This window comes from Bradyrhizobium guangxiense (assembly GCF_004114915.1).
Classification (GTDB): Bacteria; Pseudomonadota; Alphaproteobacteria; order Rhizobiales; family Xanthobacteraceae; genus Bradyrhizobium; species Bradyrhizobium guangxiense.
The window spans coordinates 247,811-261,801 of sequence record NZ_CP022219.1; the positions used below are offsets into that span (position 1 = coordinate 247,811).

Here is a 13,991-nt window from a genome sequence, read left to right on the forward strand (position 1 = left end):
ACCATGACGATGCAGAGGCGGCTACCAGACCCTCAGCCCTTCCCCTCGCGCTTGCCATCCTCGATCGGGACCACCGCGGCCTTGCCGGTCATGGTCGACAGTGCGGCGAGCGTCTCCTCGCAGAAGTCGGCCACCATCTGTTCATGCCGGGCCCCCAGGCGGAGCAGCAGCAAATTGCCGAGGTCGAGCCGGCCCTCCGCGGTGCCGTCGGGAAAGCGCTTCTTCAGGATGCGCTCGTAATTGGCGTGGCGGTCGCGATGGTGCTCCAGGCGCGCCATCAGGTCGGTGCGCAGCGGCTCGATGTCGATGCTGTCGAGGGCATGGAGGCGGACCAGGAGGTCGTCCTTGGTCGAGGCCGGCGTGCTTGGTCGCGCGGCCCAGTGCCGCAGTGCTGTTCGCCCCTCCGGAGTGAGCGTATAAACCAGCTTGTTGGGCTTGCCTGATTGCACGACTTCGCGGCCCTGGATGTGGCCGCGGTCGCGCAGCTTGGAGAGCTCGCGGTAGATCTGCTGGTGGTCGGCCTTCCAGAAGAAGCCGATCGAGGAGTCGAACGTCTTGGCGAGCTCGTAGCCCGTCATCGGACGTTCCGTCAGGCATGCGAGGATTGCGTCGCCCAGGGCCATGACCGGCCTCCTTCTTCGACCTCGACCAACTCGCTTGACTTTATGCGCATTAGCGCATATGCGTCAATGTGCATATGAGGCATGCGGGCACGGGCCCAAGATCCGACCCGAAAAACCCAGCGGCATCAATCAGCACGCTACTGTGCATGGGGTTGTTTTCGCGTTTTTTGTCCAGGCCTTAAGGGAGGCAGCTGAGAATGACCGGCCTCGATTCCTGGTACGCCTACATGAAGTCCCACGACCGCACCGCGCTCTGGGACCTGCTGCATCCCGATGCCGTGTTCGAAAGCCCGGTCGTGCATTCGCCGCAGCGTGGGCGCGACATCACCTTTAAATACCTTTCCAGCGCCGAGAAGGTGCTCGGTGGCCCCGGCTTCACCTATGTCGGTGAATGGCGCAGCGACAATGGCGCCGTGCTCGAATTCAAGACCATGATCGACGGCATCGAGATCAACGGTGTCGACATCATCACCTTCGACGGCGAGGGACGCATCACGCATTTCAAGGTGATGGTGCGTCCGCTCAAGGCGATCAACATGTTGCACCGCCTGATGGCGGAGCGGCTGGCCGCCCAATCATGACACTGCCCAGAGGTTGCAGAACCCGCTAGACTCGCGGGCAAGGCTGCGCCGCGGGACTCACGCGAACATCACCGTTTCAAAGCCCATTGCCGGGAGAACCCCATGCCGATCTACAAAGCCCCCGTCGAAGACGTGAACTTCCTGCTCAACGACGTCTTCCAGATCGACCGCTACGACAACCTCGCCGGCTTCTCCGATGCCTCGAGCGACGTGCGCGATGCCATTCTCGGCGAAGCCGCCAAGCTCGCCGAGGAGGTGCTGCAGCCGCTCAATCGCGTCGGCGACCTCGAAGGCTGCAAGCGCGCCGACGACGGCAGCGTCACCACGCCGAAGGGTTTCAAGGAGGCCTTCAAGCAGGTCGCCGACGGCGGCTGGCTCGGTCTCTCCGCGCCGCAGGAGTTCGGCGGCCAGGGCCTGCCGGTGACGCTCTCGCAAGCCGTCAACGAATTCCAGATCTCCGCCAACATGGCGTTCTCGATGTATGGCGGCCTCACCATGGGCGCGACCGCGGCGCTGCTGGTACACGGCACCCCCGAGCAGAAGAAGACCTATGTGCCGAAGATGGTGGCGGGCGAATGGACCGGCACCATGAACCTGACCGAGCCGCATTGCGGCACCGACCTCGGTATGCTCCGCACCAAGGCGGTGCGCCAGGCTGACGGCAGCTTCAAGATCACGGGCACCAAGATCTTCATCTCGGCCGGCGAGCATGACCTCGCCGACAACATCATCCATCTCGTGCTGGCCCGCATCGAGGGCGCGCCCGCCGGCATCAAGGGCGTGTCGCTGTTCGTGGTGCCGAAGTTCCTGGTCAACGCCGACGGTTCGGTGGGGCAGCGCAACGGCGTCGTCTGCGGCTCGATCGAGCACAAGATGGGCATCCACGGCAATTCGACCTGCGTGATGAACTACGACAACGCCACCGGCTGGCTGATCGGCGAAGAGAACAAGGGCATGCAGGGCATGTTCGTGATGATGAACGAGGCCCGGCTCGGCGTCGCCGTGCAGGGCCTCGCGCAGTCCGAGGTCGCCTATCAGAACGCGGTCGCCTATGCCCGCGAGCGCATCCAGGGCCGCGCGCTCACCGGCGCAAAGGCGCCGGACAAGCAGGCCGATCCGATCATCGTGCACCCCGACGTGCGCCGCACGCTGCTCTCGATCCGCGCCTTCAACGAGGCCGCGCGCGCCTTCGTGATGTGGACCGCGCTGAAGAGCGACGTCGCCCACCGCTCCGAGGACCCGAAGGACCGCCAGGCCGCCGACGACCACATGGGCCTGATGACGCCGGTGCTGAAGGGCTTCCTCACCGATTACGGCTTCGCCAACGCGGTGCAGGCGCAGCAGATGTATGGCGGCCACGGCTACATCGCCGAGCAGGGCATGGAGCAGTTCGTGCGCGATGCGCGCATCGCCATGATCTACGAAGGCGCCAACGGCATCCAGGCGCTCGACCTCGTCGGCCGCAAGCTGCCGCGCGACGGTGGCCGCGCCATCATGGCCTTCTTCGGCGAGGTCATGGCCTTCGCCAAGGAGAACGGCGGCAACGAGGCGCTGAAGCCCTTCATCACCCCGCTCTCGACCTCGCTCGGCCATCTGCAGCAGGCCACGACCTGGCTGATGCAGAACGCGATGGCGAAGCCTGACAATGCGGGTGCTGCCGCAACCGATTACCTGCATCTGTTCGGCTTCGTCGCGCTCGGCTACATGTGGGCCAAGATGGCGAAGGTGACGCAGGCGAAGATTGCCGAGAGCGGGGCCACGCCCTATCTCTCGACCAAGCTCGTCACCGGCCGTTTCTTCATGGAGCGGATGCTGCCGGAGACGGCCGCCAATCTCGCGCGCATCCAGGCCGGCTGCGCCACCATCATGGAATTGCCGGCGGAAGCGTTCTGAGCCTGCTTCCGCTGCCTGCTCCCAATCGTATCGAACATCACATCAGGAGGGCGTCATGCCTGAGGCATTCATCTACGACCACGTTCGCACCCCGCGCGGCCGCGGCAAGCCGGACGGCGCGCTGCACGAAGTCACCGCGCTCGCGCTCGCGACCGTGCCGCTGAAGGCGCTGAAGGACCGCAACAACCTTCCCGAAGATTCCGTCGATGACGTCGTGCTCGGCGTGGTCGATCCGGTCGGCGAAGCCGGCTCCGACATCGCGCGCTTCGCTGCGCTGAAGGCCGGCCTCGGCGAGGCCGTGCCCGGCGTGCAGATCAGCCGCTTCTGCGCGTCCGGCCTCGATGCCGTGAACTTTGCCGCCGCACAGATCATGAGCGGCCAGCATGAATTGGTGATCGGCGGCGGCGCCGAATCGATGAGCCGCGTCGGCATCGGCGCCTCCGGCGGCGCCTGGCCGGTGGACCCCTCGATCGCAGTGCCGGCCTATTTCATGCCGCAGGGTGTGTCGGCGGACCTGATCGCGACCAAATACGGTTTCTCGCGCGACGACGTCGACGGCTACGCGGTGCAGAGCCAGCAGCGCGCCGGCAAGGCCTGGGACGAGGGCCGCTTCAACAAGTCGGTGGTGCCGGTAAAGGACATCAACGGCCTCACCATTCTCGCCAAGGACGAGCACATGCGTCCCTCGACGACGATGCAGTCGCTGGCGCAGTTGCAGCCGTCGTTCACGATGATGGCGCAGATGGGCGGCTTCGACGGCGTCGCGATTCAGTCCCATCCGGAGATCGAGCGCGTCAACTACGTGCACCATGCCGGCAATTCCTCGGGTATCGTCGACGGCGCCGGCGCCGTGCTCCTCGGCAGCAAGGAGGCGGGCGCGAAGTATGGGATGAAGCCGCGCGCAAAAATCCGCGCGTTCGCGAACATCGGCTCGGAGCCGGCGATGATGCTGACCGGTCCGGTCGACGTCACCGAAAAACTGTTCGCGCGTTCCGGCATGAAGAAGTCGGACATCGACCTGTTCGAGCTCAACGAGGCCTTCGCCTCCGTCGTGCTGCGCTACATCCAGGCCTTCGACATCGACAATGCCAAGATCAACGTCAATGGCGGCGCCATCGCGCTCGGCCATCCGCTCGGGGCGACCGGTGCGATGATCCTCGGCACCGTGCTCGACGAGCTCGAGCGCACCAACAAGTCCACCGCCCTCGTCACGCTGTGCATCGGCGGCGGCATGGGCACTGCGACCATCATCGAGCGCGTCTAAGGGTAGGGAGCAACCAACATGTCGTACAAGAACTTCAAGGTTGAGACCGATTCCGACGGCATCGCGCTCGTCACCTGGGACATCCCGGGCCGTTCGATGAACGTGCTCGACGAGACCTCGACCAACGAGCTCGAGGCGATCGTCAAGGCGACCACGGCGGACGCCGCCGTGAAGGGCGTCGTCATCACCTCGGCCAAGGACGCGTTCTGCGCCGGCGCCGACCTCTCCATGCTCGAAGGCATGAACCAGGCCTATGCCAAGGTCTTCAAGGAGCAGGGCGAGACCGCAGCGAACCAGATGCTGTTCGACCAGAGCCGCCGCTTCTCTTTAGTGCTGCGCTCGATCGAAACCTCAGGCAAGCCGTGGGCGGCCGCGATCAACGGCCTTGCGCTCGGCGGCGGTTTCGAGATCACGCTGTGCTGCCACTATCGCGTGGCGGCGGAGAATCCCAAGACGCGGCTCGGCCTGCCCGAGGTCAAGGTCGGCCTGTTCCCCGGCGCCGGCGGCACGCAGCGCGTGCCGCGCCTGGTGCCGCCGCAGGACGCCATGACGATCCTGCTCAAGGGCGATCCGGTCACGGTCGACAAGGCCAAGGCGCTGAATCTGATCCACGCAATCGTGCCCGCCGCCGACCTCATCAAGGCTGCAAAGGACTGGATCAAGGGCGGCGGCAAGGCGATCGCGCCCTGGGACGAGAAAGGCTTCAAGTTGCCTGGGGGCCCGGTGTTCTCCAAGGCCGGCATGATGATGTTCCCGGCCGGCAACGCGATCTATCGCCGCGAGACCTACGACAACTATCCGGCCGCGCGCGCGATCATGAGCTGCGTCTATGAAGGCCTGCAGCTGCCGATCGACGCCGCGCTTCGCGTCGAATCGCGCTACTTCACCTCGGTGCTGCGGTCGAAGGAAGCAGCCGCGATGATCCGCAGTCTGTTCCTGTCGATGCAGGAGCTCAACAAGGGTGCGCGCCGGCCGAAGGACGTGCCGCCGACCAAGGTGAAGAAGATCGCCGTGATCGGCGCCGGCTTCATGGGCGCCAGCGTCGGCTACGTTTCGGCTCCTGCCGGCCTCGACGTCGTCCTGATCGATCGCGACCAGGAGAGCGCCGACAAGGGCAAGGCGCATGCGCAGAAGGTGATCGAGGAGCAGATCAAGAAGGGCCGCGCCAACCCTGCCGATGCCGAAGCGTTGCTCGGGCGCATCACGGCCACCGCCGACTATGCCGCGCTGAAGGACGTCGACCTCGTCATCGAGGCGGTGTTCGAGGACCGCAAGGTCAAGGCCGAGACCTTCGCCAAGGCGCAGGAATATCTGAAGCCCGACGTGATCTTCGCGTCCAACACCTCGACGCTGCCGATCACCTCGCTGGCCGAGAGCTTCAGGGACCAGGGCAAGTTCGTCGGCATCCACTTCTTCTCGCCGGTCGAGAAGATGATGCTGGTCGAGATCATCCTCGGCAAGAACACCGGCGACGTCGCGCTCGCGACCGCGCTCGACTACGTCCGGCAGATCGGCAAGACGCCGATCGTGGTCAACGACTCCAGAGGCTTCTTCGCCAATCGCTGCGTCGGCCGCTATGTCGCCGAAGGCAACGAGATGTTCCTCGAAGGCGTGCCGCCGGCGATGATCGAGAACTGCGCCAAGATGGCCGGCATGCCGGTCGGCCCGCTCTCGCTGTCGGACGAGGTCGCGCTCGATCTTGGTCTGAAGATCATGAAGGCGACCGAAGCCGATCTCGGCCCCAACGCCATCAATCCCGATCAGAAGAAGCTGATGGTTGAGCTGGTCGAGAAGCAGGGCCGTCTCGGCCGCAAGAACAGCAAAGGCTTCTACGACTATCCCGAGAAGGGCAAGGGCCAGAAGAGCCTGTGGCCGGGCCTCTCGGCCTTGCAGCCGAAGCAGCTCGACCCCGACACGCTCGACGTCGAGGAGCTGAAGCAGCGCTTCCTGGTGGTGCAGGCGGTGGAAGCCGCGCGCACGGTCGAGGACCACGTCATCACCGATCCCCGCGAGGCGGATGTCGGCTCGATCCTCGGCTTCGGCTTCGCGCCGTTCACCGGCGGCACGCTGTCCTATATCGACTTCATGGGCACGAAGAAGTTCGTCGAGCTCTGCCACAAGCTGGAAGCGAAGTACGGCTCGCGCTTCACGCCGCCGAAGCTGCTCGAGGAGATGGCGGCCAAGGGCGAAACCTTCTACGGCCGCTTCGCGCCGAAGAAGGCCGCGGCCTAGCCATTCGGACGACCCAGAAAACATAAAAGGCCGGATCGTCGATCCGGCCTTTTTTCGTGCCGTTCAACGCATGGCGATAAGCGTCCGTTGTGGCCTGTCGCATTCGTTCATGCCCGACATCAGCGCGCGTCTGCGGCCGCGCTCACTCCGCGCTGGCACCCCTCTTGCTGATCAACTCACAAGAACAATCATTAGCATTGAAGGTGTCCTGTGATGATCCGCACGATGTTTCAAGATGGCGCAGCCGGTATTGCGTTGAGACACTCTCCGCTGTTGCTGCTCGATCGTCCGTGGTCGCGCCGCAAGGTTCTCCGGCGGCGCAGAAAGATCCCCTCGTGGGCTGGCGTGGCGCTACTCGTTGTCGTCGCCGATATCGTGCTAGCCGTGCTCGCCTGGCTTGCCGTCGACGTCGTCCTGCACTGAGAATCCACCACGCTGCATGTAGAACGCCGCCGCCACATAGGTGATCTGGCCGAACACCAGGCAGCCGACCACGATCGGAATGCCCATCCAAAATCCGAAGCCCGCGTTCTGCAGAACGATCGCTGCCAGGATCGCGGTGACCGGCGAGACGAGCACCAGGGCCCACACCCGCAAGAAGAGCCCCGTCGTCAGTCCGGCGATTCCGCTTGCGAGAAAGAGCAGTAGTGCGGTGGTCACGATGACTTCCCAGTTCAGCATTCCGCAGCGAGGTTGAGCCAACTGGATTGTTCTCACAAGGATGGTGACGTCCGCGGACCTGACAAGGCGGAGTTATTGTTAATCCGGACAATGCTTCTAAAATTGATATCGCGGCGTTTGGAACGTTCCAGGTTCCGAAAACGAAGAGAGCCGGATCATCGATCCGGCTCTCCAACATCGCTGTCGTGATCCGGCGCCTACTTCGCCTGAACCAGCCCTTCCTTCTTCAGCGCTTCCTGCACCTGCGGCCGCGCCGCGACGCGGGCCTTGTAGGCGGCAAGGTTCGGCGTGCCTGAGAGGTCGAACTTCATGCGGTCGCCCCACGTCAGCATCGTGAAGAGATAGCCGTCGGCCACCGTGAACTGCTTGCCCATGAGGTAGTCGCGTCCGGCGAGCTGACTGTCGACGTATTTCAGCTTGCCCATGATGCGATCCTTGAAGAAGGCCTTGGCTTCGTCGTTCAAGGCCGGCGCGAACAGTGGACCGAAGCTCTTGTGCAGCTCGGAGGTGAGGAAATTCAGCCACTCCAGCAGCTTGTAGCGCTCGGAACTGTCGCGGGCCGGAGCCAGCGCTTTGTCCGAAGCCTGATCGGCGATCATCTGGACAATCACCGGGCCTTCGGTCACGATCTCGCCGCTGTCGAGGCCCAGCGCAGGGACCTGGCCCTTGGGGTTCAGCTCCAGATAATCCTCACCATTTTCGAGCTTCTTGGCCCGGATATCGACCTTGACCAGCTCATAGGGCAGGCCGGCTTCCAGGAGCGCGATGTGGGGGGAGAGCGAGCAGGCTCCGGGCGAATAGTACAGTTTCATGGAATTTCCTTCTCTTGGCGCTTGGTTCGGCCGAAAAAGCGATTACATGCAGTTGCTTGGAATAGTCAAGATTGATGCACCTGCATCAAATGAGGTAAGAGACGGGCGACAAGCTTGAGCGGGACCATGAAACGCAAACCATCGACCGAGGCGACTTCCGCCTGGATCCGCCTGATGCGGGTGCAGAGCCGCGTGCTCGATTGCGTCGAGCAGGATTTGAAGAAGGCCGGCTTCCCGCCGCTGGCTTGGTATGACGCGCTGCTCGAATTGTCACGGGCGCCCTCGGGCGAGTTGCGGCCGGTGGAGCTCGAACGGCAGATGCTGATCCCGCAATATTCCACCTCGCGCCTGATCGACCGCCTGGTCGATGAAGGCCTCGCCTCGCGGCGCGAATGCAAGATCGACAAGCGCGGCCAGTTCGTCGAAATCACGGAAGCCGGCCGCGAGTTGCAGAAGCGGATGTGGGGCGCCTATTCGGCTGCGATCGAGAAATATGTCGGTTCGAAACTGTCCGATGCGGATGCCGTCAAGCTCTGCGGTCTGCTCGACCGTCTGGGCTGCTCGTGCGGCGAGATGAAACTGCCGCCCGTCGCCAACGTCAACGAAACCTCGCCTTCGCGATGATCGCGCGGCACACCAACTCGTCCGTGCGCCCGGTGGGCTCGCGGACCATCCCCGTCACCCGCGCGCATTCGATCGAAGCGCCTTTGATTAGAGTTTGATATGGCGCGAGACCAGATCGATATGACGCCGCTGCAATCGCGCGACGAGCTCGTTGCGTGGTTCGAGGCCGGCTGCAAGGACCCGTCCGAATTCCGCATGGGCACCGAGCACGAGAAGACGCCGTTCACGCTCGAAGGCCACCGCCCGGTCCCTTACGAGGGCGCGCGCGGCATCGGCGCGCTGCTCGAGGGCATGAAGCTCCTGCTCGGCTGGGAGCCGATCATGGAGAAGGGCAACATCATCGGCCTCTACGACGTCACCGGCGGCGGTGCGATCTCGCTCGAGCCCGGCGGGCAGTTCGAACTCTCCGGCGCCCCGGTCGAGAACGTGCACCAGACCCAGAGCGAGCTGATGGCGCATCTCGCACAGGTACGCGAGATCGCAACGCCGCTCGGCATCGGCTTCCTCGGTCTCGGCATGACGCCGTCCTGGTCGCGCGCCGACATCCCGGTGATGCCCAAGGGCCGCTACAAGATCATGACCAACTACATGCCGAAGGTCGGCCAGTACGGCCTCGACATGATGTATCGGACCTGCACGGTGCAGACCAATCTCGACTTCTCTTCCGAAGCCGACATGGTCAAGAAGCTGCGCGTTTCGCTCGCGCTGCAGCCGGTCGCGACCGCGCTGTTCGCCAATTCGCCGTTCACCGAGGGCAAGCCGAACGGCTTCCTCTCCTTCCGCTCCGAAATCTGGCGCGACACCGACAATGCCCGGTCGGGCATGATGCCGTGGGCGTTCGAGGACGGCATGGGGTTCGAGCGCTATGTCGACTACGCGCTCGACGTGCCCATGTATTTCGTTAAGCGCGGCGAGGAGTACATCGACGTGTCGGGCTCCTCGTTCCGCGCGTTCTTCGACGGCCGCAACAACAACCTTCCCGGCGAACGTCCGACGCTGTCGGATTGGGCCAATCATCTGTCGACCATCTTCCCGGAAGTGCGGTTGAAGCGCTATCTCGAGATGCGCGGCTCCGACGGCGGGCCGTGGGGCCGGTTGCCCGCGCTGCCGGCGTTCTGGGTCGGGCTGCTCTATGACGATGTCTCGCTCGACGCCGCCTGGGAGATCGTCAAGCACTGGAGCGCGTATGAACGGCAGGCCCTGCGCGACGACGTGCCGCGCATGGGCTTCAAGGCGCGGATCAAGGACCGCTACCTCTTCGAGATCGCCAAGGAATGCCTCGTTCTGGCACATGCCGGACTACGCCGGCGCGGCCGGATCGACCAGCTCGGCCGCGACGAAACGCGGCATCTCGAGCCGCTCGACCGCATCATCGATTGCGGCCGGACCCCGGCCGAGGAAATGCTGGACAAGTTCAACGGTCCTTGGAAGGGCTCGGTGGAACCGGCCTACGCCGAATACGCGTTCTAAAGTGCGATGCGATCAGGATGAATCCTCATCGCGCTTTAGGTTGTTGTTTAAGCATGATCTTTTTGGAAGACCGCTGCACATTTTTCCGGTCGACGCGTTAGGCCAGTCAACTACCGATCGGGATTTAGGTCGTTCATCGCCCATACAGGTTTGCGGCGATCAAATGACCGGCTGAAAAAACCTGAGCGTCGTCAATAACTCGAAAGCTGTTCCGATGGGGAAGGGCCACCTGACTGGGGCCGTCATGGCCAGCGTCGTGGCTTGTGTCACGCTGCTTTCGCTCGCATTCGCGAGCGTGCCGGCGCGCGCCCAGACGGCCTTCGACCGGCCGGGCGGCGATTATTTCAGCACACCGGTCGCCTCGGGCGATCCCGAGGATTGCGCGCTGCTGTGCGAGCGCGACCGCCGCTGCCGGTCGTGGAGCTTCAGCTATCCGGACGTCGAGGGCGGCTCGGCGGTGTGCTGGCTGAAGAACACCGTGCCTGCGCGCGTGCCGGGAAGCTGCTGTATTTCCGGCGTGCGCGGCGCCGGCGTGATCGAGCCGCGGGTCGAGGGCGTGGAGACGTCGATCGACCGCCCCGGCGGGGACTTGCGCAATTTCGACCTGAAGGACGGGGAGAGCGTGGAGACCTGCAAGGCCGCATGCACCGCCGACAACAAGTGCCGGGCCTTCACCTATGCCCGTCCCGGCTACACCGGACGCGAGGCGCGCTGCTACCTGAAAAAGGAAATCAAGCCGCCGCGGCGGAAGGCGGGGTTCACGTCGGGCGTGGTGAGATAGGCAAGGTGGCATGGGGTGGGCAAAGGCGCCTTTGGGCCGTGCCCACGATCTTCCGATACGGCCACAGACGTGTGGGCACGCTTCCGCCTTCGCTCTTCGAGCTACGGCGGACAAGTCGCTTTGCCACCCTACGGCACCTCACTGCGCCGCAATCACCGTAATCTCCGGCCACAGCGCCTTCCATCGCGCGGCCTTCGCCGCGTAATTCGCGACGGAAAAATTCGGTCCTGGATTTGGCCGCGCGATCAGGGCTGCGACGTCGTCAAACCCGTGCGGTGCGTAGACCTCGTAGCCATCGCTTGCGCGCCTGATGCCGATTTGCGTGTTCTGCGTGAGGAAGCGGTCGATGCCTTCGCTTGAGCTTCTCAGCGGCGGATAGGGCAGGCCGTGCTTGGTGGGGTACCATAGGTGCACGCGGGCCTGGTTGCGGACCTCGATCTTGGCATCGAGATGCGCGAGGCGCGCATGGAGGGTGCGGATGACCTCATCCTCCGCCTCCCACGAGGTGTCGCGGTCGAAATAGAACACATCGTAATCGGCGATGCCGTAATCGATCGGGCGCCCGGTGAGAACGTTCCACACCGTCTGCACCAGGCATCCCGAAACCAGCCATGCATCCGGCAGCGCGAGGCGATCGAGTTCATCGATGATCGCGGCGTTGACGGAATTTTGCAGGGCCAATGCGAGGAATTCGTCGCGGGTCATCGGAAATCGCTTCGCGCTTCCGCGTTGCCCACGCCACGACCTGCGCTTCAGTCAATGCACGGCGGTGAAGAACCGTGCCAGGCGGAATCCGGACAGCCAGGTCCACACCGGCTGGCCGCGCATCCCGAGATCCCAGGAGCCGAGCACCGCATCCGCACGGCCGATCAGGTTGTCGATCGGCAACAGGCCGACGCCGCCGGACCGCAGCGGCACGCGGCTGTCGGCGGAGTTGTCCCTGTTGTCGCCGAGCACGAAGAGGTGGCCGGGCGGCACCGTCACTTCCTGCGTGTTGTCGAGCGGGCCGTTGTCGCGCATCTTGAAGATCAGGTGCGAGACGCCGTTCGGCAGCGTCTCGACATAACGGTAGGCAGGCTCGCTGCCGCCATTGTCGTCCTCGGCGGCGCCAACGCCGTCCGGCTTGAGCTCGGCGGGACGGTCGTTGATGAAGAGCTGGCCCTGCCGCATCTGGATGCGGTCGCCGGGCAGGCCCACGACGCGCTTGACCCAGGCCTGCGAACGATCGGCGGGCCAGCGAAACACCACGACGTCGCCCTGCTTCGGCGTCTCCGCGAACACGCGGCCGCTCTCGGGCAGGCTAATCTGAATCGGCAGCGACGAGGTGCCGTAGCCATAGGGGAATTTCGAGGCGAGCAGCGCGTCGCCGATCAGCAGCGTCGGCTCCATCGAGCCCGACGGCACGTAGAACGGCTCGGCCAGCGCGCCCTTGGCGATGAACACGGCGGCCACGATGCCCGCGAGCTGAACGATCTGTCCGCCCCAGCCGCTGCTCTTCCGCTTGGAGGTGACAGTTGCTTTCTCAACGCTCATGCGCCCGTTCCACCCACTGTAATGCGTTCCATCAGCAGCGACGGCTGACCGACGCCGACGGGCACCCCTTGACCGTTCTTGCCGCAGGTGCCGATGCCGGTATCGAGCGCAAGGTCGTTGCCGATCATGCGGATCCGATGCAGGTCGGTCGGCCCGTTGCCGATCAGCATGGCGCCCTTCAGCGGCGCGCCCAGCTTGCCGTTCTCGATTTTGTAGGCCTCAGTGCATTGGAACACGTACTTGCCCGAGGTGATGTCGACCTGGCCGCCGCCGAAATTGGCGGCGAAGACGCCATTCTTCACCGAAGCGAGGATCTCGGCCGGATCGCGGTCACCCGCGAGCATGTAGGTGTTGGTCATGCGCGGCATCGGCACATGGGCATAGCCCTGACGGCGGCCGTTGCCGGTCGGCTTCATGTTCATCAGGCGTGCGTTCTGGCGGTCCTGCATGTAGCCGACGAGGATGCCGTCCTCGATCAGCACAGTGCGATTGGTCGGCGTGCCCTCGTCGTCGATCGACAGCGAGCCGCGGCGCGAGGCGATGGTGCCGTCGTCGACCACGGTGACGCCCTTGGCCGCGACCTGCTGACCCATCAGGCCGGCAAATGCGGACGTCTTCTTGCGGTTGAAGTCGCCTTCGAGGCCATGGCCGACCGCTTCATGCAGCATCACGCCGGGCCAGCCGGCCCCCAGCACCACATCCATCTCGCCGGCCGGGGCCGGAATCGATTCCAGATTGACGAGCGCCTCGCGCAGCGCGCCATCGGCGGCCTCGCGCCAGGACCTCGTCTCGATGAATTCGGCATAGCCGGCGCGGCCGCCATAGCCCTTGCTGCCGCTCTCCTGGCGGTCGCCCTGGCCGGCGACGACGGAGACGTTGACGCGCACGAGCGGACGGATGTCGCGATAGCTCTCGCCGTCCGGCCGCAGGATCTCGACGACCTGCCAGGTCGCGCCCAGGCTGACGCTGACTTGCCGCACCCGCGGATCCTTGTCGCGCAAATAGGCGTCGATTTCGGCGAGCAGTTTTACTTTTGTCTCGAAGCCCGGCGCATCAAGCGGGTTGTCGTCGCCATAGAGCCGTACATTGGTGTGCGGAGGCGGTGCGGCGAAACTGCCGGAATAGCCGCCGCGCACGGCCGCGACGGCGTCCGCAGCGCGCATCAGCGCCGGCAGCGAGACGTCGGAGGAGTGCGCATAGCCGACAGCGTCGTCCTTGACCGCGCGCAGGCCAAAGCCTTGCGAGGTGTCGTAGGTCGCCTGCTTCAGCCGCCCATTGTCGAACATCAGCGCTTCGGTCTGGCTGTATTCCAGGAACAGCTCGCCGTCGTCGGCACCGGAAAGTCCGCGTGCGACCTCGTGGCGAACCTGGTCGCGATCGAGATTGGCGCGGTCGAGCAGGGAAGTCGTGGCGGGATTGGTCATGCGTCCGTCCATTAGCGGAAGATGTGGGGCAAGATAATGGTTTCCCGGCTGTTCCGCGAGGGGCGGGGCGTCA

13 protein-coding genes are annotated in these 13,991 nt (G+C 64.5%); 7 read left to right on the forward strand and 6 right to left on the reverse strand.

The annotated features are described in order from the left end of the window. Positions 1-32: 32 nt before the first annotated feature. Complete coding sequence (locus X268_RS01155; protein ID WP_128923227.1) at positions 33-623, reverse strand: PadR family transcriptional regulator; 591 nt, start codon at positions 621-623, stop codon at positions 33-35. A 197-nt stretch (positions 624-820) separates the two neighbouring features. Between X268_RS01155 and X268_RS01160 the strand changes: the two genes are divergently transcribed. The 4 genes from X268_RS01160 (at position 821) to X268_RS01175 (ending at position 6,593) form a co-directional block, all read left to right on the forward strand. Further along, positions 821-1,204: a nuclear transport factor 2 family protein gene (locus X268_RS01160; RefSeq protein WP_128923228.1), complete on the forward strand. Its 384-nt coding sequence runs from the start codon at positions 821-823 to the stop codon at positions 1,202-1,204. 102 nt (positions 1,205-1,306) lie between these two features. Then, entirely contained in the window at positions 1,307-3,097 is a 1,791-nt protein-coding gene (locus tag X268_RS01165; RefSeq protein WP_128923229.1) for an acyl-CoA dehydrogenase C-terminal domain-containing protein, read from the forward strand. 55 nt (positions 3,098-3,152) lie between these two features. Further along, positions 3,153-4,361, forward strand: coding sequence for an acetyl-CoA C-acetyltransferase (locus X268_RS01170; RefSeq protein ID WP_128923230.1), 1,209 nt, complete (start codon positions 3,153-3,155; stop codon positions 4,359-4,361). An 18-nt stretch (positions 4,362-4,379) separates the two neighbouring features. Then, positions 4,380-6,593 (forward strand): 3-hydroxyacyl-CoA dehydrogenase NAD-binding domain-containing protein, encoded by a 2,214-nt coding sequence (locus X268_RS01175; protein ID WP_128923231.1) that lies wholly within the window; start codon positions 4,380-4,382, stop codon positions 6,591-6,593. Positions 6,594-6,971: 378 nt separating this feature from the next. Here X268_RS01175 and X268_RS01180 read toward each other — a convergent pair whose 3' ends face one another. Both X268_RS01180 and gstA read right to left on the reverse strand, forming a co-directional pair. Next, positions 6,972-7,253, reverse strand: a complete 282-nt coding sequence (locus X268_RS01180; protein WP_128923232.1) for a hypothetical protein — start codon at positions 7,251-7,253, stop codon at positions 6,972-6,974. A gap of 218 nt (positions 7,254-7,471) precedes the next feature. Beyond that, the gene (gene gstA / locus X268_RS01185) at positions 7,472-8,086 is read right to left on the reverse strand and encodes a glutathione transferase GstA (RefSeq protein WP_128923233.1); all 615 of its coding nucleotides are present in this window, start codon (positions 8,084-8,086) and stop codon (positions 7,472-7,474) included. A 126-nt stretch (positions 8,087-8,212) separates the two neighbouring features. On the opposite strand from gstA, the gene X268_RS01190 reads away from it, so the two are divergent. The 3 genes from X268_RS01190 (at position 8,213) to X268_RS01200 (ending at position 10,961) form a co-directional block, all read left to right on the forward strand. Beyond that, positions 8,213-8,710, forward strand: coding sequence for a MarR family winged helix-turn-helix transcriptional regulator (locus X268_RS01190; RefSeq protein WP_097657218.1), 498 nt, complete (start codon positions 8,213-8,215; stop codon positions 8,708-8,710). Positions 8,711-8,809: 99 nt separating this feature from the next. Next, the gene (locus X268_RS01195; protein ID WP_128923234.1) at positions 8,810-10,180 is read left to right on the forward strand and encodes a glutamate--cysteine ligase; all 1,371 of its coding nucleotides are present in this window, start codon (positions 8,810-8,812) and stop codon (positions 10,178-10,180) included. A 214-nt stretch (positions 10,181-10,394) separates the two neighbouring features. Beyond that, positions 10,395-10,961: a PAN domain-containing protein gene (locus X268_RS01200; protein WP_128923235.1), complete on the forward strand. Its 567-nt coding sequence runs from the start codon at positions 10,395-10,397 to the stop codon at positions 10,959-10,961. A 138-nt stretch (positions 10,962-11,099) separates the two neighbouring features. Here the strand turns inward: X268_RS01200 and X268_RS01205 are convergent, their stop codons facing one another. The 3 genes from X268_RS01205 to tldD are packed head-to-tail and all read right to left on the reverse strand — an operon-like array spanning position 11,100 to position 13,918. After that, entirely contained in the window at positions 11,100-11,666 is a 567-nt protein-coding gene (locus X268_RS01205; protein ID WP_128923236.1) for a nucleotidyltransferase family protein, read from the reverse strand. Positions 11,667-11,717: 51 nt separating this feature from the next. Next, positions 11,718-12,494 (reverse strand): signal peptidase I, encoded by a 777-nt coding sequence (lepB, locus tag X268_RS01210; RefSeq protein WP_128923237.1) that lies wholly within the window; start codon positions 12,492-12,494, stop codon positions 11,718-11,720. After that, the gene (gene tldD, locus X268_RS01215) at positions 12,491-13,918 is read right to left on the reverse strand and encodes a metalloprotease TldD (RefSeq protein WP_128923238.1); all 1,428 of its coding nucleotides are present in this window, start codon (positions 13,916-13,918) and stop codon (positions 12,491-12,493) included. The genes lepB and tldD overlap by 4 nt, the downstream gene beginning before the upstream one ends. Positions 13,919-13,991: the final 73 nt, after the last annotated feature.

Excerpts from the sequence above, each read along its gene's own strand:
- X268_RS01190 (WP_097657218.1), top strand. The coding sequence starts at position 8,213 with ATGAAACGCAAACCATCGACCGAGGCGACTTCCGCCTGGATCCGCCTG.
- X268_RS01175 (WP_128923231.1), top strand. The coding sequence starts at position 4,380 with ATGTCGTACAAGAACTTCAAGGTTGAGACCGATTCCGACGGCATCGCG.
- X268_RS01155 (WP_128923227.1), bottom strand. The coding sequence starts at position 623 with ATGGCCCTGGGCGACGCAATCCTCGCATGCCTGACGGAACGTCCGATG.
- X268_RS01165 (WP_128923229.1), top strand. The coding sequence starts at position 1,307 with ATGCCGATCTACAAAGCCCCCGTCGAAGACGTGAACTTCCTGCTCAAC.
- lepB (WP_128923237.1), bottom strand. The coding sequence starts at position 12,494 with ATGAGCGTTGAGAAAGCAACTGTCACCTCCAAGCGGAAGAGCAGCGGC.
- gstA (WP_128923233.1), bottom strand. The coding sequence starts at position 8,086 with ATGAAACTGTACTATTCGCCCGGAGCCTGCTCGCTCTCCCCCCACATC.
- X268_RS01195 (WP_128923234.1), top strand. The coding sequence starts at position 8,810 with ATGGCGCGAGACCAGATCGATATGACGCCGCTGCAATCGCGCGACGAG.
- X268_RS01170 (WP_128923230.1), top strand. The coding sequence starts at position 3,153 with ATGCCTGAGGCATTCATCTACGACCACGTTCGCACCCCGCGCGGCCGC.
- tldD (WP_128923238.1), bottom strand. The coding sequence starts at position 13,918 with ATGACCAATCCCGCCACGACTTCCCTGCTCGACCGCGCCAATCTCGAT.
- X268_RS01200 (WP_128923235.1), top strand. The coding sequence starts at position 10,395 with ATGGGGAAGGGCCACCTGACTGGGGCCGTCATGGCCAGCGTCGTGGCT.
- X268_RS01205 (WP_128923236.1), bottom strand. The coding sequence starts at position 11,666 with ATGACCCGCGACGAATTCCTCGCATTGGCCCTGCAAAATTCCGTCAAC.
- X268_RS01160 (WP_128923228.1), top strand. The coding sequence starts at position 821 with ATGACCGGCCTCGATTCCTGGTACGCCTACATGAAGTCCCACGACCGC.